Origin of the sequence: Psychrobacter sp. TAE2020 (assembly GCF_018919485.1) — a bacterium.
Lineage (GTDB): Bacteria > Pseudomonadota > Gammaproteobacteria > Pseudomonadales > Moraxellaceae > Psychrobacter.
In genome coordinates, this window is sequence record NZ_JAHLMU010000001.1 from 2,146,410 (window position 1) to 2,167,449 (window position 21,040).

18 protein-coding genes are annotated in these 21,040 nt (G+C 41.8%); 5 read left to right on the plus strand and 13 right to left on the minus strand.

The genetic code is table 11. The annotated features are described in order from the left end of the window. Positions 1–70 precede the first annotated feature (70 nt). Both KPY62_RS08730 and KPY62_RS08735 read left to right on the plus strand, forming a co-directional pair. Positions 71–1,003: a sce7725 family protein gene (locus tag KPY62_RS08730; RefSeq protein ID WP_216581652.1), complete on the plus strand. Its 933-nt coding sequence runs from the start codon at positions 71–73 to the stop codon at positions 1,001–1,003. 2 nt (positions 1,004–1,005) lie between these two features. Continuing rightward, positions 1,006–2,028, plus strand: coding sequence for an RES domain-containing protein (locus KPY62_RS08735; RefSeq protein WP_216581653.1), 1,023 nt, complete (start codon positions 1,006–1,008; stop codon positions 2,026–2,028). A gap of 56 nt (positions 2,029–2,084) precedes the next feature. Here KPY62_RS08735 and KPY62_RS08740 read toward each other — a convergent pair whose 3' ends face one another. From KPY62_RS08740 to KPY62_RS08800, 13 genes are all read right to left on the minus strand, one after another. After that, a complete protein-coding gene (locus KPY62_RS08740; RefSeq protein ID WP_416384034.1) occupies positions 2,085–4,706 on the minus strand; it encodes an ABC transporter permease in 2,622 nt (873 codons plus the stop codon). 60 nt (positions 4,707–4,766) lie between these two features. Then, positions 4,767–5,453 carry an ABC transporter ATP-binding protein gene (locus KPY62_RS08745; protein WP_216583268.1) on the minus strand — a complete coding sequence of 229 codons (687 nt, stop codon included), beginning with the start codon at positions 5,451–5,453 and terminating at the stop codon, positions 4,767–4,769. Between the two features lie 71 nt (positions 5,454–5,524). Continuing rightward, entirely contained in the window at positions 5,525–6,391 is an 867-nt protein-coding gene (locus KPY62_RS08750; RefSeq protein ID WP_216581654.1) for an arylesterase, read from the minus strand. A 219-nt stretch (positions 6,392–6,610) separates the two neighbouring features. Then, positions 6,611–7,906 (minus strand): MFS transporter, encoded by a 1,296-nt coding sequence (locus tag KPY62_RS08755; RefSeq protein ID WP_216581655.1) that lies wholly within the window; start codon positions 7,904–7,906, stop codon positions 6,611–6,613. Positions 7,907–8,197: 291 nt separating this feature from the next. Further along, positions 8,198–8,446 (minus strand): (Na+)-NQR maturation NqrM, encoded by a 249-nt coding sequence (gene nqrM, locus KPY62_RS08760; RefSeq protein ID WP_216581656.1) that lies wholly within the window; start codon positions 8,444–8,446, stop codon positions 8,198–8,200. 129 nt (positions 8,447–8,575) lie between these two features. Continuing rightward, positions 8,576–9,751: an FAD:protein FMN transferase gene (locus KPY62_RS08765; protein ID WP_216581657.1), complete on the minus strand. Its 1,176-nt coding sequence runs from the start codon at positions 9,749–9,751 to the stop codon at positions 8,576–8,578. Positions 9,752–9,867: 116 nt separating this feature from the next. After that, the gene (locus tag KPY62_RS08770) at positions 9,868–10,668 is read right to left on the minus strand and encodes an SDR family NAD(P)-dependent oxidoreductase (protein WP_216581658.1); all 801 of its coding nucleotides are present in this window, start codon (positions 10,666–10,668) and stop codon (positions 9,868–9,870) included. 190 nt (positions 10,669–10,858) lie between these two features. Then, on the minus strand, positions 10,859–12,094 hold the full coding sequence (gene nqrF / locus KPY62_RS08775; protein WP_216581659.1) for an NADH:ubiquinone reductase (Na(+)-transporting) subunit F: 1,236 nt from the start codon (positions 12,092–12,094) through the stop codon (positions 10,859–10,861). A gap of 115 nt (positions 12,095–12,209) precedes the next feature. Then, positions 12,210–12,818, minus strand: coding sequence for an NADH:ubiquinone reductase (Na(+)-transporting) subunit E (gene nqrE / locus KPY62_RS08780; RefSeq protein WP_201624184.1), 609 nt, complete (start codon positions 12,816–12,818; stop codon positions 12,210–12,212). Beyond that, entirely contained in the window at positions 12,818–13,489 is a 672-nt protein-coding gene (locus KPY62_RS08785; RefSeq protein ID WP_216581660.1) for an NADH:ubiquinone reductase (Na(+)-transporting) subunit D, read from the minus strand. Before KPY62_RS08785 ends, nqrE begins: the two co-directional genes overlap by 1 nt. Before the next feature lies 1 nt (position 13,490). Beyond that, positions 13,491–14,447: a Na(+)-translocating NADH-quinone reductase subunit C gene (locus tag KPY62_RS08790; protein WP_216581661.1), complete on the minus strand. Its 957-nt coding sequence runs from the start codon at positions 14,445–14,447 to the stop codon at positions 13,491–13,493. Further along, positions 14,428–15,663 (minus strand): NADH:ubiquinone reductase (Na(+)-transporting) subunit B, encoded by a 1,236-nt coding sequence (locus tag KPY62_RS08795; RefSeq protein ID WP_216581662.1) that lies wholly within the window; start codon positions 15,661–15,663, stop codon positions 14,428–14,430. Before KPY62_RS08795 ends, KPY62_RS08790 begins: the two co-directional genes overlap by 20 nt. 5 nt (positions 15,664–15,668) lie before the next feature. Next, the gene (locus KPY62_RS08800; protein WP_216581663.1) at positions 15,669–17,021 is read right to left on the minus strand and encodes a Na(+)-translocating NADH-quinone reductase subunit A; all 1,353 of its coding nucleotides are present in this window, start codon (positions 17,019–17,021) and stop codon (positions 15,669–15,671) included. A 1,006-nt stretch (positions 17,022–18,027) separates the two neighbouring features. Between KPY62_RS08800 and hisA the strand changes: the two genes are divergently transcribed. The 3 genes from hisA to KPY62_RS08815 all read left to right on the plus strand — a co-directional run bounded on the left by hisA (position 18,028) and on the right by KPY62_RS08815 (position 20,943). Further along, positions 18,028–18,768, plus strand: a complete 741-nt coding sequence (gene hisA, locus KPY62_RS08805) for a 1-(5-phosphoribosyl)-5-[(5-phosphoribosylamino)methylideneamino]imidazole-4-carboxamide isomerase (RefSeq protein ID WP_216581664.1) — start codon at positions 18,028–18,030, stop codon at positions 18,766–18,768. Between the two features lie 99 nt (positions 18,769–18,867). Next, on the plus strand, positions 18,868–20,592 hold the full coding sequence (locus KPY62_RS08810) for a mechanosensitive ion channel domain-containing protein (RefSeq protein ID WP_216581665.1): 1,725 nt from the start codon (positions 18,868–18,870) through the stop codon (positions 20,590–20,592). A gap of 72 nt (positions 20,593–20,664) precedes the next feature. Next, positions 20,665–20,943, plus strand: coding sequence for a hypothetical protein (locus KPY62_RS08815; protein WP_216581666.1), 279 nt, complete (start codon positions 20,665–20,667; stop codon positions 20,941–20,943). Positions 20,944–21,040 lie beyond the last annotated feature (97 nt).

Sequence of the window (21,040 nt, forward strand, 5' to 3'; positions counted from 1 at the left end):
CTCTTTGAATCTAAAAGAAATAGAGAGAAAGAAGCTGATTGATGAACTCAAAAATAATAAGGTTCTTTGAATGTATTTTCCATATTTAAGAGGGCGGCAGTTTGAACTAATTGCTATAAGAGATTTAGCTTCAGAAGATGCTTTAGGAAAAATTATTCCAATCATTGAGCCTGTTAAAGAAAGTTTTAATAGTCTTAACCTTGCTAATAAAATTCTTTTCGAAGCTGGAGTTAAACCATTTCTTATTATGAACCCTGAAGTAGGAGAGACATGTGGAGATATTGAGCATTACTTAAAGTATATAGAAGATCTTGAAAACTCAATGTATAGACATGCTTTTCTTTACTCAGATAACGCAAATTATATTTTAGATTGTTTAAATAATTATAATTTAAACAATTGTATGATAGTTGGTTTAGATAGTTTCACTAATGAAGATGAATTTAGTTTGCTTTGTGAAGATGGACGTATCAATCATATAGTATTATTAGAGCCACATAGATATAGAACCCTAGATAGGCATATAAAAAAACTGGATAAAAATTATATAAGATTAGATGATTTATTCGAGAAGCAACAAAGAAATTCAGATTTCTTGAGTATTCCGGAACATAAGTTTTCTGAAGAGCATTTATATTATGAAGAAGATAATTATCAAGGATTTGGAGACTTTACTGTTTTACCTAGAGAATATGTTGAAGGTGGAAGTACTCCTAGAGCTGTAGTAATTAATATCACATATATAAATGTGGAAGCTGAAAATCAAATTTGGATTAGGCATTTCACTTCAGATACCAATGACTCTATCTCAAACGTTCAGGGAAAGTTTGCTGAAGCGACAAGAAAAGCTATTAGCTTTTGTAATAAGTTACCTTTAAGTAATTCGGGTATTGATGAACTTAGTGGTTACTTGAGAGACACTAAATACCCTGGTCTAGGTACAGTCAAGAAGATCACAATAAAAAATCACCTCCTAGTTATTAAAAGTTATTTAGACAGATAATTATGAATATATGTGAAAGTTGTTTTGGAGATAAAGAGCTAAAAGGGTTTATAAACTCAGAAGGCAAGGTTGATGTGTGTACCTTCTGCAAATCAAATATAAATAATGTTATCTCTTTAAATGAGATATTAGATTTTTTTCAAGAGCTTTTAAACTGTTTTGAAACAAAAGCTGACGGAAAAAGCCTTGCGGGCTTGATACAGGGTCAATGGGATCTGTTCAGTAGCAATAGGATTGCTAGTGATGTGCTAAACGCAGTAATTAGTAAACTAAATACAGCGTTCTATAACGCAGAGGTTCAAGTAGATTATAGTCAAGAAATCCACAGTAATGTGAATTACTGGAAAGAACTGAAAGAGCAACTGAAATGGGAAAGAAGGTACTTATCTGATGTAGACTACCTAACACATGAGTTAGGTTGGGACGGTTTTTTTCAAAGTCAATCTGTAATTAATGAAGATGATATTTTGTACAGAGGAAGATTACATCAAAATACTGATGATGAATGTTTCAATATGAATTCCATGTCTTGTCCCCCAAAACACGTTAGTACAGCTGGAAGGGCAAACCCAATGGGTATTCCTTACTTATATTTATCCGATAACGAAGATACTGTGTTATACGAGATTAGAGCTACGTATTTAGATGATGTAACTGTCGCTAAGTTTTCTATTAAGCCTGATTTAAATAAAAAAGTATTAATATCTGATTTTACTGAGATACCTACCTTATATCATCCAGGTGAAGTTGATAAAAGAATAAAGGCAAGCTTACTTAAGGAGCGTATTAGCCTAGATTTGTCTCAACCTGTCAGAAGGTATGATTCAGAATTAGACTATATACCAACTCAATTTATTTGTGAATTTATTAGGTTATATACGGATGTGGATGGTATAAAATTTCGTAGCTCGCTGAATAATACAGGGATAAATTATGTTATCTTTGATCAAAGTATTATGACATGTACAGAAGTGAGTAAAATACAGGTTTCAAAAGTAGAGATAAGTCACAGGCCAATCGATTAATTTATATTCTTATACCAATTAGAACATTGAGAAATTACATATGTATTACTAGTTTCTCAAATCATAGCCCGAACCCGAGCCATAATTCCACGTCCAATCACCAATCTGACATAAATAACAGCAATACCAAGCAGTAGAGCAACTAACGCCACACTGCCAATACCCAAATTCATCCACGGCACGCTATAGCGTAGATTGAACCATTGGGTAATCGCTAGCCAAGCACCGATGCTGGCAATAGTCACCGCAAATAGAGCAGCGCTAATGCCTAATACCCCAATCTCTAGCATATTCAGCTTATATAAATCAGACTTTTGCATGCCAAGTAATCGAAACGAGGCGCTTTCCTGCATCCGATCTTGTGACGTTGAGAGCAACGAGCTGATCAATACCATGATGCCTGTCAACAGTGCTAGCAAAGTGAAGATATAAACCAAACGGCTCATCTGCTCCACTAAGCTTTGGACTTGCTCAGCGATAGCCGTACCATCGATAGTCGTTACCGCTGGGAACTGGCGGACTAGCTGTCCTTGCAAGTCTGGAATACTCGCTTCTGGCACATGAGTAGTAGCAAACTGAATTTGCGGGGCGCTAGACAATACTGACGGCTCAAATAAGAAATAAAAGTAAGGACTAGGGCCACGTTCATAGCGAGTACGAATACTAGTGATCTCTCCAGTCAGCTCGATACCTTGGATATTAAATAGAATTTGATCGCCCATTTTTACATTGAGCATACTTGCTGCGGTATCCAAGATAGACAGCGGTTGTACTTGCTGGATAGCTGACTTTTGCGTGTCTTGGTTTGCAATAGGGGTATAGAGCTGCTCATCTTCTAGCGCCTCACTAATAAACTCAGTATCCATCACCGTATCGGCATAGCTTAAATTAAACACTCGAGTAGGATCATCGTAGCCTTCAGTAGGTTCGATATCCTTGGCGAGCACCCCATTAGCCGTGATTACTCGCGCCCGAATGACTGGGAAGTAAGTGACAGGAGCAGTAATGATGTCGTTGATAGCATCGTGTTGGTCGCTTTGAATATCCAATAAAAAGAAATTAGGCGCATCTTCAGGATAAGCGTTGACGAACTGCGCATTGATGCTGTGGTTAAGGGTAGTAATCAAGGTCAATACCGCTACCGATAGCGCTAGAGTGACAAAAAACAATGCCGACTGATTACCCTTGCGAGCCAAGTTATGGATAGCAATACGCTGCATCCAACTGACTTTACCAGTCGATGCTAACTTTGCCAGCAGCCAGAGCCAGCCACGTGCCAAAGCCCAAAATATAGCGATAAATACTATTAAACCAACGAGCAGCTGTGCGCCTAGCTTTAAGGAGTGGACTTCATAAGCCAAAAATCCATACAGCCCTACTAGCATCAAGCCATAGCCTAAGACGGGCCAGCGTTGATACCAGCTTTTATAAAAGGGCAAACGGCGTTTTGCCGATTGACTAGCGCTTTGATTAAGTAGAGTTGCCGGCTTAGTATCGTTAAGAGGGCTTAAGCTGCGCTGGGTAATCAACAAAGTCAGCACTAATGCAATGACAATAGTCTTAACTATGCTGATAGGGTTAATAGCTAAGCCTAAATCTGGTGGTAAAATAGCTGATAAATAAGGCTGGCCTATCTTAAGCAAGATCAGGCTAAGCAGCACCGCCCCAACGCAGGCTAGTACCGCCATCACGGTTAATAGCCAATAGTAACTGCGCTTGATCGAGCCTATGCGCTCACCTAAGGCCATACGGATAGCGTTATTAGACTGCTGTTTATTTACAAAGGCGGTAATCACCCCATACATAGCCACAGCGGATAATAATAGAACGGCAATGACTAATAGCTTTAAAAACATCAATACATTATCGGAGATACGTGAAATCGAAGTATCTGCTGAGTCAGCATCGGACAGCTCAATGTCAGGATAATTACTCAGTATCTGAGTTAGCTGCTCATTCTGCGCTGCCATAAGTTCAGGGTCACCTGCCAGCTCAATACGATAGCTGATGCGGCTGCGCTGACTGACTAGATTAGTTGCTGCTAAAGCTTCCTGCTGCATCAATACCCGACCACCAAAGCCAAAGGCGGTTAAGGGACGATCCGGCTCTTTTATCAGCACATCGCTGATTCTAAATTGCGCCTCACCGACAGTGACACTATCTCCGACCGCAATATTGAGACTGGTTAATACTTCGGGTGCGACGACGACGCTATCAGCGCTTAGCTGCTGCCAGAGCGGTTTACCAGATTTTAATGCTACCTCACCATATAAGGGGTAAGCAGGGGATACGGCTTTGACTCGCGCCAGCAAAGTTTGCTCATCAGTCACTAACATAGCGTTGAACTGATAATCATAGACTACTTGCTCGGCATCGAGGGTCTGTATTTGGCTGATTACCTCAGCTGGCCAGTCTTGGTTACTTGATAAGATTACATCGCCGCCAACTAGCGCGCGCTGATTGTCATTGATATAACTATTGACGGATTGTTGGATCGAATCCAAGCTTAAGTAAGTCGCTAATGACAGCATCAAAGTTAGCAAAAACAGCAGCGGATATATCCAGCGCCGCCACCAACTGCGAGTCAGTGCTTGTGTGCCTAAAGTACCACCGCCAAACCAGCGACCCATTAAGCTATTAGCGTGTTCTGAAGACTGCTCTGGGGCAGGATTAGACATAGATTGGTTATCCGTAGTTATTATTACTATTCAACATCAGAGCAAAATCCGTCCATTAAGCTATAGCGCTATCATGCCATCGTACATAGTGATGACCCGATCGGCCATCTTCGCCAGTGAGGCGTCATGAGTCACTACTACTAATGCTGATCCGGTCTGCTTACGCAAATCTAGTAATAGCTGCATAACTTGCGCCGCGTTTTGCTCATCCAAGTTACCCGTAGGCTCATCAGCGAATACTATCTTTGGCCGTGACACTAAGGCGCGTGCCACTGCCGTGCGTTGCTGCTCACCGCCTGATAACTGATTGGGCAAACTGTTACGTCTCGGCTCTAGTCCGACAGCCGCTATCAATTCATCTACCCGCACTTTATCTGGTCGTCGGGCAATATCTAATGGAAAAGCAATATTTTCAGCAACCGTTAAGGTTGGCAATAGATGAAAAGACTGAAACACAAAGCCCATATCACGTTGACGGATCACCGCTAGAGCATCTTCATCAAGAGCACTTAAGGTTTCGCCAGCCAACTCTACTGAACCGCTATCGGGATAATCTAATGCTGCCAGCAAGCCGAGCAAGGTTGATTTTCCCGAGCCGGATTTACCCATGATGACCACAAACTCGCCAGCATTAACATAGATATCGACATCTTTAATAATAGTTAGTTTTTGCTCACCAACGCTGACGGTTTTGTTTAACTCTTTAGCGACTAGTAAAGGTTGGGTAGTAGCGTTTGGCCCAGCCATTGAAGCCAATTTAGTGGCTGGCGTGGCTGATGCTAAGGTAGTTTCTGCGTTTTCTGATACTAACAGTGAAGTCATTGCGATGTCTCAGTGGCTGGTATTTCTACTGGAGTGAGCGAGTTTGCCTGTATCGACAGTAGCATTTTTTCAAGCTCAGGCTTTAGCACAGGCAAAATATTATCATTGACGATGATGGTGTAGCCTTCTTTAGTGGGATGAATAGCATCAGCTTGATTAAGCTTAGCATCACCGCCCACCCCCGCTAAAAAGAAAGGAATAAGAGGAACGTTCATGTCCTTAGCAACTCTAGGATAAATAGCTGAGAACGAATTAACGTAATCATTACCTAAATTGTCGTAGATCTGCATACCGCCTAAGATGACTTCGCTACCATTATCTTGCAGGGTTTTAACCGCTGTCCGAATGTTAGCTTCAATGGTTGCTACATCGAGGCCTCGAATGGCATCGTTAGCACCGATGGTTAAAATAGTAATATCGGGCTTAGTCTGTGCTACCCAGTCTAAGCGATTAACCAATCCAGTGCTGGTTTCACCGCTTAATCCTGAGTTGACGACTTTGATATTTTTATAGCCCAGCTGTTGTAGGCTGGCTTGTAGTTGAGCTGGATAATTGTCATCACTAGCCACGCCAAGACCTTCAGTCAAAGAGTCGCCTAGTGCTAGGATAGTTAGCGGAGCAAGATTTGCTTGCTGAGTAGTATCAGTAGCAGAATCAGCGTTATTGCTATCGGCAACAGGAGCATTAACTGAGGTTGCCTCAGTAGTTTGAGCGTTATTAGTAGCATCTGCTTCAGGAGATTTTTGACAGCCGCTAAGCGCTAATACGCAGGTCATCATCGCCACTATCAAATAAGGCAGTGAGTTTGATACTGAGGCAAGGGTTTTTGTGCGTTGAGCCAAACTAAAAGAGCGGTTCATCATAACGGTCTTATCCTATGAGCAATCAAGTCAGTGTAGCAAAATAACACTGCTAGCAATATGACGCTAAGGTTAACTTTAAGTGAACTGAGTAACTTGATGCCGGTCGTTTAATAAAAATAATCTGACCAAAAAAATAGGCTTTGAACATTTATATTCAAAGCCCATCTCTATTAACTTATACCCGGATTTATACCTTATTTTTTAGTAGGATAAATAGGTTTAAATCTTTTTGCCATCGACCATTACCGGACGACTGACCAACCAAGCAACACCGACATTTATAATCATTAAAATAAGGGTAATTAGCAGCGGTAAATCCCAATTATCAGTCACTTCATGCAGCCAACCAGTACCTAGCGGGCCAAAGAAGGCAATGACATAACCGACGAACTGCGACATACCCGATAGCTCGCTAGCCTGATTAGTAGTGTAAGTGCGCATTGAGAACAGCATTATAGTTAAAGTAAAAATAGCCGAGCAGCCTATACCCATCATGCCTGACCACAGCCATGCCCAATTCGTAGAGGCATAGCTTAGACCAGCAATACCGATAACGTTAAGAATAGCGGCAGATACTGCTAGTGCTTGAATAGGGCGACCACGGTTAATAAGCCAAGTTAAGCTCAAGATGGATAATGGGGCCATAAACTGAAACACTGAGCCCATCTGTCCTGCACTGACAGCGCTCATACCTTTACTGACTAGGATAGAGGGTAAAAAGCTAGCAACGGTATAATAGAGCAAAGATTGAAGACCCAAAAACACACCAATTTGCCAACCTAAGCCAGTACGCCATATAGAAATGTTAGAAGATTTTTGTGCAGTAACAGGGGCGATTTGATCGCTAGAAGATCCTAAGCGAAAGCGCAAAAATACCCAAATAGCGATAGCTAACATACTCAAAAATGACCAGCTACCTAACGCCCACTGCCAGCCTATGCTTTCTGATAGTGGTAGTACTACTCCTGCTACTATCCCAGCGGTTACTGTCATAGTTAGACTGAATAGGCCAGTGACTAACGGAATATTATTAGGGGTGCGCTGTTTAATTACCGGAGCGGCTAAAGTATTGGCAAAACCAATAGCCAAAGTCAGTATCACCGTACCGCTCAAAAACCCAGTCCAAGTCGGAATAAACGCTCGAATCATCATGCCGATGGTGAGCATGACAATCATGGCGATTAGCGTGTTCTCAATCCCGAAGCGCTTACCAATACTAGGAGATATCAAGGCACCAAGAGCAAAGGTCAGCATAGGCACTGCGCCTAACCAGCCAATTTGGGTCTCAGAGATATTCAGCGCCTCTTGCACAACTGGGGCAATAGAGCCGAGAGCAACGATAGGGGCTCGCATGTTAGTGCCCAGCAAAATCATAGCGCAAAGCACTAGCCAAAAGGTGAATTTTGAAGACGGAGGATTAAACGCTTTAGATTTATTCGAGGAAGGACTAGACGGCAAATCAGCAGAGTTAGACATAGCAACACGACTATTAAAATAAGAAAAACGACACGTCATTACGTAAATACTGACAAAACAGTACTGTTGAGATGACACCAAAAAAATTCCACTATAAGGGTGGTTAACATAATAGGTTAGCGCGGAAAGCTGACTTGCAGAACGCAAGATATACGAATGTGTACTGCTACTAATATAGAGTAGGACTAGCTATAAATTATTATTTTAAGGAATTGTATAAAGCTATGCAAAATAACGCTAGACCCCTTTGATAAGGGTTAGCGCTATTATATAAGCATATGAGTTAGGGTACTATCAGCGTATGGTAACTGAAAACAGTTATTAGCGAAGTTATAAGGCAGGTTTACCCAATTGGGCCGACCTTACTGCATTGATTTGCTGTTCAGCAGTGATCGTTTCGCATTTATTAGGATCATCGCCACAATACGAGCATTTTTCTTCGCCCATAAGTTTGGCAACCCCACCACAAGAGCCTCTGAGTGGCTGTTTTTTAAACATATAACCAATACCCATGAACAAAAAGAACAGCACAAATACGCCGAAGGTAATAGCGAGCATAGGAAGCAGTTGGCTTAGCATCAGGTAACCTCGATTCTAAAATTAACACGGTAGTCAGTAATAATTACTGGTTATAGTATAACAAATTTCTGCGTTGCTCGTGGGTTATCACTGTGGTATTCCTACTTAGCTATTGTTGCTTGAATCTAGTTAAGATTTTTTGTCAGCACGTAGGCTCTTCATTGTCGAGGTTTCTACTACTTGCCAGTCCTTGACCGCATTAGCATTCACACTAGGGTCTGAATTAATGGTACTAGCTTGTACGCCGTCTGCCAAGATAATAAATAAGGCCGCTACATTGTTTTGTTGAGCAACAGCTAGCGCTTTTTGGTAGGGCATTGCTGTCAGTGCGGTGGCCCAAGCATCAGCTAGTGCTACGGATTCAGCGGCGACAGTGACGGAAGGCGCACCACCAACAATAGGCTCACCAGTAGTGGGATCGATAGTATGGCTATAATGCTTATTATCAAAAATAATAGAGTTGCGATAGTTTCCTGAGGTTGCTAAATGCATTCTATTGCCCATGTTCTTAGGTTGGCGAATAGTGGCAATAATTTGACGCTCAGTAACGGTGCTGCCTTCAATGGGTGCATCGATAGCTATTTGCCAAGGTTGTTGCTGATTACTAGCGCCAGATGTTGCTACTTCACCACCAATTTCTACCATATAATTGCGGATTTTGTAGTCATCTTTCAATACATTAGCGATGACATCTACACCATAACCTTTGGCTACTGCCGAAAAGTCTAAGCCAATTCCCGGTTTAGTCTTCTGAATAGCATTGCCATTTTGCAGCACTCCTTTGAAATCCACTAAGGCTTTTGCTTGCGCAATCTCAAAGGCACTAGGGGGACTTTGCAAACGTTCAACCGTCATAGTGCTACCAAAGCCCCAAGTTTCAACTAAGGGCATAACAGTAGGATCAAATGCTCCATTCGACAGCTCATAGACTTGTCTTGATACAGCCAATACATGACTGAAGTCAGCATCTATGGTAATAGGCGTATCTTTAGCCAACCGATTGAATTTAGAGATAGTAGAGTCATCTTGATAAGTAGACATACTGTTATTAATCTGTTGCAAGCGTTTGTCTATTGATGCTTGAATAGCCGCTTCGTCAGCGTCTTTTGGCAACTGATAGCTAATATGATAACTAGTACCCATAGTCTCACCAGTTAGATAGCTATAATCTGGCGTTTGCTGGCAAGCGGTCAAGCTCAAAAGCGTCACAACACTAGCAGCAGCAGCCACAGTCTTACTACTGACTAGAGTGTTACCTAAGGTGTTTGATAAGTTAGATTTAGAGAACTGCGTTAAGTTTTTCATAGAATTTTTGGATATAAGCTAGGGGTAAAGGGTTTGATAATACTATTGTACCTATTTTATACCCCTTAGCTCTAATAATCATAAACATTCAGCGATAGCAAAACAGCTCAGCCCGCTCATCTAACTTTTGATTCTCGGATTAGCTTATAAAGCTGTGGTGGAGACAGACGATTAACCACCATGGCCAGCTTTTCTTTTTGACCAGCAATAATGATGTATTCTTGGTTTTTTGCTAAAGCTTTACAGGCTTGCTTAGCAAAGACTTTAGCGCTTAAGCCTTTATCAGTGGCGTCATCCATAGTACCTTGTACGCTGCCATCGCCAGTCAAAGCGTTTATTGAAACGTTAGTTTGGATAAAGCCTGGAAATATAGTAGCGACTTCGATGCCTTTATCATATAACTCAGCACGTAAGCTATTGGCCCATAAATGGATAGCGGCTTTGGCAGCACTATAAGCGCCGCGATATTGGGTACCGACTAACCCAGCCACGCTAGATATCATCACCACTTTACCGCCTCCTTGAGCCAGCATCTCTGGCAGCACTAGTCTAGTCAGACGAGTTTGAGCGAAGTAGTCTATCTCCATTATTTTACGCTCTACTTCTTCTGCTGTTTCCATTATTAACGAACGTTGGCTGATGCCCGCATTATTAATCAGCCAGTCAATTTTCACCGCTCGGCTTTTGATAGAGTTATAAGCATTTTTTGTTTGTTCAGCATCGCTAATATCAAAGGCTAGGATAATATGCCTTTCTGAGTTTTTACAATGGTCTTGCACAGCGACAAGTTTTTCGCTATTACGTCCGCTTAAGATAATTTTTGCGCCACGCTTGGCAAACTCGACGGCTAAAGCCTCACCGATACCACTCGAAGCACCAGTTATCCAAATGGTTAGGTCTTTATATTTTGTTTTCATAACCGTTCCTTTTATGGTCAGTTCTAGCTAATGATATAAGAAAGCAGAATCAACTTACTATGCAGATTTGTAGTCGTTAAAAGCAGATAATGTACTTAATGAAAGCCATAAAAAAAGAGCCTCAAAGGAGACTCCCAATTTATATATTCTAGTAACTGTTTTAAGACAAGGTGTTTATTAATAAACTATTTTAACCACCGAAGTCATCAAGCGCGATATTCTCGTCTTCCACACCCATACTGTGTAGCATATCGATTACCGCCGCATTCATCATTGGCGGCCCACACATATAGTATTCACAATCTTCTGGATTTGGATGATCTTTCAGATATTCTTCCAATAATACATTATGGATAAAGCCAGTATAGCCATCCCAATTGTCTTCTGGTAATGGATCAGACAAAGCGACATGCCATTCGAAGTTAGAAAAATCTTTTTGCAGTTGATCGTAATCCTCTACATAGAACATCTCACGGATTGAACGTGCACCGTACCAAAAGCTGATTTTGCGATCAGTGTTCAAGCGTTTAAGCTGATCAAAGATATGTGAGCGCATTGGTGCCATACCAGCACCACCACCAACAAAGATCATTTCAGCTTTAGTGTCTTTAGCGAAGAATTCACCATAAGGGCCTGATACAGTAACTTTATCACCAGGCTTCAAGCTGAAGGTCCACGAAGACATTTTACCTGGTGGTATACCATCTGGGCCACGAGGTGGTGGACTAGCAATACGAATATTGAATTTAATTAAGCCACGCTCATCAGGATAGTTGGCCATCGAATAAGCACGGATAACTGGCTCATCAACTTTAGAAACATAGTTGAAGATACCGAATTTTTCCCAATCTTCTCTATATTCTTCATCGATATCGAAGTCTTTATAGTGCACTTCATGCGGCGGTGCTTCCAACTGTACATAACCACCAGCACGGAATTTTACTTCTTCGCCTTCTGGAATCTTTAGTACTAATTCTTTAATAAAGGTTGCAACGTTATCATTAGAGAGAACTTCACATTCCCATTTTTGTACATCAAAGAATTCAGGATCAATCTCAATCTTCATGTCTTGTTTGACCGCAACCTGACAAGCCAAACGCATATGATTGCGAATTTCACCTTGGGTAAAGTAGCCTGTTTCAGTAGGCAGAATAGAACCGCCGCCTTCAATAACTCGGCAACGACACTGCGCACAAGTACCACCACCACCACATGCTGAAGATAAAAATATGCCTTCAGCAGCGAGGGTCTGTAATAGCTTGCCGCCTGCTGGGGTAACTACATCATTTTCAGAATTATCGTTGATATGAATAGTCACATCGCCTGAACTGACCAATCTAGAACGGGCAGCTAAAATAATAGCAACAAGTCCCATGATGATCACAGTGAACATGGCAACGCCACCAATCGCCGTAGCATAATCCATGGTAGGGTATCCTTAATCTATGGGGTAGGGGTGCTAAGAGTCATTATAATATTTGCTCTGCACCCTTACCGAATAAATGAATTTAATATCTCAAATAGCTAATAAGGTTTGTCGTTTAAATGGACATACCACCGAACGACATAAAGCCTAGTGACATAAGACCGACAGTGATAAAGGTAATACCTAATCCCTGTAACGGTGCTGGAATGTCAGAGTACTTGAGCTTCTCGCGGATACCGGCCAATACAGTGATAGCTAATGCCCAACCAAGACCTGCGCCAGCTCCATAGACCATTGATTCACCGAAGTTGTAGTCACGCTCAACCATGAACAGTACTCCACCTAAAATGGCACAGTTAACGGTTATCAAAGGTAAAAATATCCCAAGAGCGTTATACAGAGCAGGAACGAACTTATCCAAGAACATCTCTAGAATCTGCACTGTTGCCGCTATTAGACCAATGTAGCTAAGGAGTCCTAAAAAGCTTAGATCTATATTTGGGAAACCTGCCCATGCCAGCGCTCCATCCTTTAGGATGAACTGAAATAACAGGTTGTTTAGCGGTACAGTAATGGCCATTACTACTACTACTGCGACACCAAGACCTATAGCGGTTGAGACCTTTTTAGATACTGCCAAAAAAGTACACATGCCTAAGAAATAGGCTAATGCCATATTCTCAATAAAGACTGAGGTGATAAATAAACTAACATAATGTCCCATTAGTGACCTCCTCCATGTGCCATACCTTTAGATTGTGGCTTCATTACAAATTCAGCTTCTTCAATCTGTTCAGGCTTCCAAATACGAATAATGACGATAAACATCGCAATAATAAAGAACGCTGATGGCGGTAGAAGTAGCAGACCATTAGGTACATACCAACCACCGTCAGTCACCGGCTGTAATATGGTAAAACCAAACCAGCTGCCTGATCCTAATATTTCACGAATAGTAGCGACAAATAATAGTACAGCAGAATAACCGAGACCATTACCGATACCATCTAAAAAGCTTGGAACCGGAGGATTGCTCATCGCATAAGCTTCTGCACGACCCATCACAATACAGTTAGTAATAATAAGACCAACGAATACTGATAGGCCCTTACTAACATCATAAGCGACCGCTTTTAGGATCTGATCGACTACGATAACCAAAGAGGCGATGATCGTCATCTGCACAATAATACGAATACTTGAGGGAATCTTTTTACGAATAATAGAGATAAAGAAGCTTGAAAACGCGGTTACTAATGTTAACGCCACACTCATAACTAAAGCGTTAGAGACGCTAGTAGTCACTGCTAGTGCCGAACAGATACCTAAGATTTGCAAGCCGATAGGGTTGTTATCAAAAATAGGGGAAACTAAAATACTCTTTATATCAGCCATCTTATGCCTCCTTGCCGTTTGCTGCCGGTGCTACAGATGCCAGCTCAGTTACGGAATGCGTCTCTTGTTTAGCAAGGTTTTGAGCTTGAGCATTAGATAAGCTCTGGCCTAGCTTTTTATAAGAGATTTGCTTTGCTTGAGTGTCGGTGTTTTGAATAGTTTGACCACTCTGTTTACGCTGCTGATCTAAGTAGGGCTTGTAACCTTGATCCCCTAACCAAAACTGAATCATGTTACTGACGCCGCGGCTAGTCAAAGTTGCACCACTGATACCATCGATCCAATTATCTTTTGGATTACCGGCTTTAGTCACCCCAGTAGCTACTTCACCATTCTCATCATAAGAATGGATACCATTCCAAGTAGCACGCCATTTTGGCTCTTCGATACGAGCGCCTAAACCCGGAGTTTCTTTATGCTCATAAAAGCTAATACCTTTGATAGTGTTCATATCGCTTTCAAGGGTTAAGAAACCATAGATAGTGCCCCATAGGCCATATCCTTGAATAGGCAGGACTACCATTTCTGGTTTACCAGCAGCATCGTTCTTCACATATACTTTAGCATATTTAGGTTTGCGACCAATACTAGCTGGATCATTGCTACCTAAATCCACGCTTAACGCGGCATTCTTAGTAGCCTGACTAGCATCATAAGTATTACGATCATCGATACCGACCGCGCTCAATTGATCATCATCTAAGTAATTACCAGCATCTAAATCAACGATTTCAATTTTAAAATCTTTAAAGCGTTCGGCAACATCAGCATTAGTATCTACTGCTGGATCAAACATGCCAGCAGCTACTAAGATATTCTTGTTACGATCTAAGCGCGCGTTCTCGACTTGCTGTGGCTTTAGACCAACGGCGGCGGCTGAGACCAATACTGAACACACCAAGCATAGCGTCAACGCTACACCGATGGTTTTCATATTATTACTTTTGGGCTTGGACATAACGAACTCTCCTTGCCGTTTGGCGCTTGATATTTGCTTGAGTCACAAAATAATCAAACAAGGGGGCAAATAAGTTAGCAAAAAGAATAGCTAGCATGATGCCTTCTGGAAAGGCTGGGTTGACTACTCGTATTAACACCGTCATAAAACCGATCAAGATACCGTAGGCCCAACGTCCTTTATTAGTATGAGCCGCTGATACCGGATCAGTAGCCATAAAGACCGCACCAAACGCAAACCCACCGATCACTAAATGCCAGTAGAACGGCAGTTCCATCATCAAGTTTTTTTCTGACCCTATCATATTGAAGATAAGTGAGGTAGCGACTAGACCAATCACACAGCCTGACATGATGCGCCAAGAAGCAATACGCGTCCATAACAGCACCGCCGCACCAAACAGGATAGCCAGAGTCGATACTTCACCGATACTGCCTTGGATATTGCCTAAAAAAGCATCGCTCCAAGTAATAGCTTGGCCATAGACGTTGGTGAAGTTTTCAGGGCTTACACCAAGAGCGGCTAAGCCAAGTGGTGTGGCTCCAGAGAACCCATCGACTGCTGTCCATACGGAGTCGCCAGAGATATAAGACGGATAAGCGAAGTACAAGAAGGCACGACCTGATAAGGCCGGGTTAAGGAAGTTCTTACCAGTACCGCCGAAGACTTCTTTAGCAACGACCACCCCGAAGATGATACCCAAGGCCACTTGCCATAAAGGGATATCTGGTGGCATGATCAAAGCATAGAGTACTGAAGTCACAAAGAAACCTTCGTTAACTTCATGACCACGAGTAATGGCAAATATAATCTCACAAGTGATACCGACTACGAAAGTGACGATATAAATAGGTAAGAACTGCATTGCCCCATAGACAAAGCAAGCCCAGACACTCTCTGGATTATAGCCTACCATGCCCGTGATGATAGTGCGCCAGCCATCAGCTTGTAAACCCAGCTCTGTAATAGCGGTTAGTGCTTGATGCCCGACGTTGTACATCCCAAAGAACATCGCTGGGAAAGTACACATCCATACGGTAATCATAATGCGTTTTAGATCGATACCATCGCGCACATGTGATGAGGTAAAAGTCGTTGAATCTGGTTGACGCAAGAAGGTATCAAACATCTCAAAGATAGGATAATATTTCTCGTGCTTACCACCCTTAACGAAGGACGGTTCCATACGATCGAACATATTGTGTAAAAATTTCATCGTGGTTAGCCCTCCAGCTCAATGCGCGTCAAGTTATCACGCAAAATATCGCTGTATTCATATTTGCCAGGAGATACAAAGGTACATAAAGCTAGATCTTCTTCATCAAGCTCAAGCACACCCAGATCAACCGCAGTAATAATGTCTTCAATAATTAACGCACGTAATAACTGCGTAGGCAAATAGTCTTGTGGCATGACTTCTTCATAGACACCAATAGGTACCATTGCCCGCGGCGAACCATTAGTCGAAGTGGTAAAGTTATATTTCTTACTACCAAAGAACTGTGAAATATAGATTGGCAGTTTTGAAAAACGGTTTTTACCTGGGCTAAAAAAGTGGAATGCTGGACGCTCATGACCTTCAGACAAAACACTGATTTGATCATGATAACGACCTAAGTAAGCGACATTACTAAATAGTTTACGACCAGATAATACTGAGCCTGAGATGATACGATTATCACCAGCTAGCAATTTACCTTTAGTCAATCCAGTAATATCAGCACCACGTTCAGTTGCTACTAAATGCGGTTCCTTGACTGCAGGACCTGCCACACTAAGTAAGCGACGAGTATAGAGACGGCCTGTAGTAAATAGCTTACCGATAGCGATGACGTCTTGATACCCTATAGTCCAGACACTGACACCACGACTAAGTGGATGTAAGAAGTGAATGTGAGTTCCGGCTAGACCTGCTGGATGTTTACCAGTGAAACTATGATACTCAGTAACGTTATTAGCAGCACTATGCGCCAATGGTGTTAGATGGGCGTCACCATGATGACAGACAAAGGTCTTAGGGCTTAAAGTTGATAGCACTGCTAAACCGTCATTAAATGCTTGGGTTTGTTCATTGATTAGCAGCATCGGGTCGCAAGCTAATGGATTGGTATCCATGGCAGTGACAAAAATAGCATGCGGACGAGCACCTATTTCAGGAGCACGGCTATAGGGACGCGTACGAAACGCCGTCCATTCGCCAGAGGCTAGTAGTTGAGTCTCAACTGCTTCGGAGTCAAGATCAGCAAGTTGCTGGGAGTCATAACGCTGAAATTCTACTTCTTCACCGTTAGGGTCGACTGCAATAACCAGACTCTCAAACACTCGACGCTCACCGCGATTGATGGCAATAACTTTGCCAGCAGCGGGAGCAGTATAGATGACACCAACTCGTTTTTTATCTTCAAAAACTGGTTGGCCTTTGGCTACAACGTCGCCTTCTTTGACGTTCATGGTGGGCTTCATACCTACATAATCGTAGCCAATGAGTGCCACATGTGCGGGTCTGTGCTCAGATATCTCGCGGGAGGGTTCACCGGTGATAGGCAAATCCAAACCTTTTTTGATGGTAATCATAAGCGAAAACTTAGTCCATAGTCTAAAACGATACCAGACGTCCTGTATGGTATATCGGTAGAATTTGCTTCAGTATCACTAAAAGCATCCAATCCTCTGCATTTTTGCTAGGGCAGGAATGAAATGTCTTAACAGCGACACTAGGGCATTACTACTAAATAAGAGCATCAACGCTGACCTTAGACTCCTTAACAACACGTTAATATCTTATTCGAACTACCAGGTGGCGACCGGCTACCAGGGTGCATACTAAAGCTATCCGTCTTAAATAAACTAATAAACTAGTCTGTTCAATCAATAGGGCGTTTTAGCATACCTTGTATTAAAATCTGTAATATCAATTTGAGTGAATTAGGGAAATATAGGGTTGTTTAGTAATAGATGGTTATCAATAGCATATAAGTAAATAGTTCACAAAAATATTTACTTAAAACTGCCTGACGATTTACATAAGATAGTAGCATCTACAAAGGCTATTCATTGATAGACCTAATTCAAGCCACTTGATAAGATAGTGACTCAAGATAGCATTGATCTTGTATTGTTAATCGCACTATACAACGTGGATATTTGTCTCATCCTACCTATTTTTATCTATTTCTACCTACAGCACTTTGTTAAATCACTAATAACTTATCAGTGACTTAATAATACCTAGTGTTTCCCATATAGAAACATATACAAATTTACCTAGGATTATACGCTAAATTAACCTAAAATTGCCAGTCAGTAACCCAATTTAGCTAATATTAGGGTGGATATTGGTGGTACAAACTTATAGTTATGAATGTTAAACCATTGATTAATTATACTAATATACAGCCATTTTATTTATTTCTGTTTTACCGCTAAATGCAATGGCTAATTGAGTTCATAAGTTGGATGTTGCTACTTTTTTACACAAATCAGGGATTTTTAATACTTGCACTGATTGTTCTATTTTTGCTTTTACTGCTATTAATGCTTTTTATTTCTATGAATACAACGCCCTTATAAGGAATGCTCTATGTGTGCTGTGCCAGTAATTATTCCCGCTATCGATCTTAAAGATGGAAAATGTGTGCGTCTAAAACAAGGCCGTATGGAAGATGATACGGTATTCTCGGATGACCCAGTAGCGATGGCTGAGCGTTGGGTGCTCGAAGGGGCGCGCCGCTTACATTTGGTTGATTTGAATGGGGCGTTTGATGGGGTGCCAGTACATAAGCAAGTGGTCCAGGATATAGCCAAAGCTTTTCCCAACTTGCCTATTCAGCTCGGTGGTGGTGTGCGGACTATGCGCACTATTGAAGAGTACATCGTTGCTGGTCTGACTTATATTATTATTGGTACTAAAGCGGTAGAAGATCCTGATTTTGTCGCTGAAGCTTGTCGTGAGTTTGCCGGACATATTATCGTAGGTATTGATGCCAAAGATGGCATGGTAGCTACTCACGGTTGGGCAAACGTTACTGATACTAAAGCTACAGAGCTTGCCAAACGTTTTGCGGATGTCGGCGTGTCTTCTATTGTCTATACTGATATTAATCGTGATGGCATGATGCAAGGCGTCAACGTTGAACAAACAGTCAACTTAGCTCGCGAAGGCGGCCTACCAGTGATTGCTTCTGGTGGCGTTACTGATATGAAAGATATCGAGTTATTAAAGCCGTATGGTGACTGTATCGAAGGCATCATTACTGGTCGAGCTATCTATGAAGGCACGCTAGATTTAAACGCAGCACAGCGCTATTTAGACCTTAAGTAAAGTAGTAATAAACTAGTCAGTAAGAACAAAGTCATTAATAAACAAGTCATTAAGCCGCTATGCTTCAATATCTCTAATCGCCCTTAACCAAGGATGTTTATGGCAGCCCCTGTTGATCTTGTCGCCACCTGTAAACTACTAGCCAACCAATGGTCAGCTGGCAGACTGCTAGTGTGCAGCTTGTTACTGCTACTGGGTTTAGCTATTGGTAGTTCACCTAGCTATGCTGCTAGTGCTGCTAATACTGATAATGCGGCCAATCTCTCTAATGGCGTGCTGGCAGATACGGCAACCGCTTTAGGGTTGCCCGAAGGTTCTTTGACTGCCCAAAATGCATCAAGTGCTACAGGAGGGGATGCCGCCGAGACTAGCAGCGCTGCTACTGAGCCTGTCAAGCCATCACCCGTTATCAGCGGTGAAAGCACCAACAATGCGCAGATAGAAACTACCCCAACCCCGCAAAAAGATCAAGATATCCGTCAACGTATTAACGGTATTTTTTCTGAAATTGAAGGCTTGCAGGCAGTTACCGTCAGTGTGACTCAAGGTGTAGTGAACTTAGCCGGTGAAACTGCAAATGAGAAAAAAGCCCAACAGGCGATCAATCTAACCAACCGTTTGACGGATGTAGTTACTGTTGAAGACAAGATCACTCGTACTTTGGATGTACAAGATAATGTTACTACTGTCTATCAAAGTCTAAGAAACCAAACTAGAAACTTGCTCAAGGCTATGCCGCTAATATTGGTTGGTATAGTGATATTTGCTATTGTTAGTTGGTTCGGTAGCTGGTTATCTAATCGTAAGAAATTTTGGCAACGTCTAACTCCTAACCCCTTTGTAGCTGAGCTATTATCACAAACCGTCAAAGTCATCTTTATTATCTTTGGCTTAATATTGGCATTGAGTTTAGTAGGAGCAGAGACTTTATTAGGGACCTTGCTAGGGGGTGCAGGGGTCATCGGTATTGCGGTAGGTTTTGCAGTAAAAGATAGCATAGAGAATTACATTGCCTCATTGCTACTTAGTATTCGCCAACCTTTTCGCGCGCGTGATCACATAGTCATTAATAGCAAAGAAGGTATCGTGGTGCGTCTTACCTCACGAGCAACTATTTTGATGACCTTAGATGGTAATCAGTTGCGTATTCCTAATGCTGAAGTGTTTAAAGCGACTATCCTTAACTATACCAAAAACCCCGAACGGCGCTTTACTTTTGAGCTGGGTGTCGATGCTAATGATGACCCATTAGCAGCGATCAAAGTGGGCTTAGATGCGATATGTACTTTAGACTTCGTATTAGAGAAGCCGAAAGCTATTGCTGTTATTGCTAATGTTGGCGATTCCAATATCCTTCTAGAGTTTCAAGTATGGGTCGATCAAACTGAAACTAACTTTGCTAAAGCGCGTAGTATTGCTATTCGCGAAACCAAACATGCTCTAGAAAACGCAGGTTTTAGCTTACCTGAACCTATTTATAAATTACGCTTTACCCATAAAGTAGAAAAAGCGCTCGAGCATCTACAAAATATCAATAGTAGTAAGGCCCTGACATCAGACATTATTGTTCAACCAACGACTCCTGAACCACTGCAACCTATCACAGAAAATGAAAATGAAAATGAAAATGAAAATGTCGATAGCGTTGATAATGTCGATAAAAGACAGGCTAAAGCTCGTGCTAAGCAAATTCTACAAGGATTAGAGAGTAACGAAGTGCTGGATGCTAGTCCAGATCAGAAACTAATGGAAAAAGTCGAACAAGAAATAGCTGATAATTCTGGTGAAACTGACTTACTAAATAAAAACAGCCCGCAAGAGTAGATATATCAGCAGGCTAACTATAAAAATGACTGATACAAATTATTTATCATTTAAACCCTAGAGGTAGTAACTATGCAAAGAAAACATTTGATCGCCTTTACCTTGGCGACTATTTTACTATTACTCGGTTTTAATATGATCAATGTCAATAAACATGAGAAAAATAAAACTGCTCAAGTTGCTAGTCAGACGGCTGTAGTCCCAGAGTCAAACACTGAGTTTGACGCTAATGGTGCTGAGGCTAACAGCAATAATCCCAATAGCTCAGCTGCTATCGCCGCACAACCTCTAGCTGAGCACCTTACAGCAGTTATTAATAATGTTAGTGCAGATAGTGAGCAAGCTCAGTAAGTAGTACAACAGCGTCTAGAGTAAGTGGACGGCGCCCAGTGATAGCAGCGATCAGCAAGCGAATAAAAAGGGGCTAACGATAACGTTAGCCCCTTTC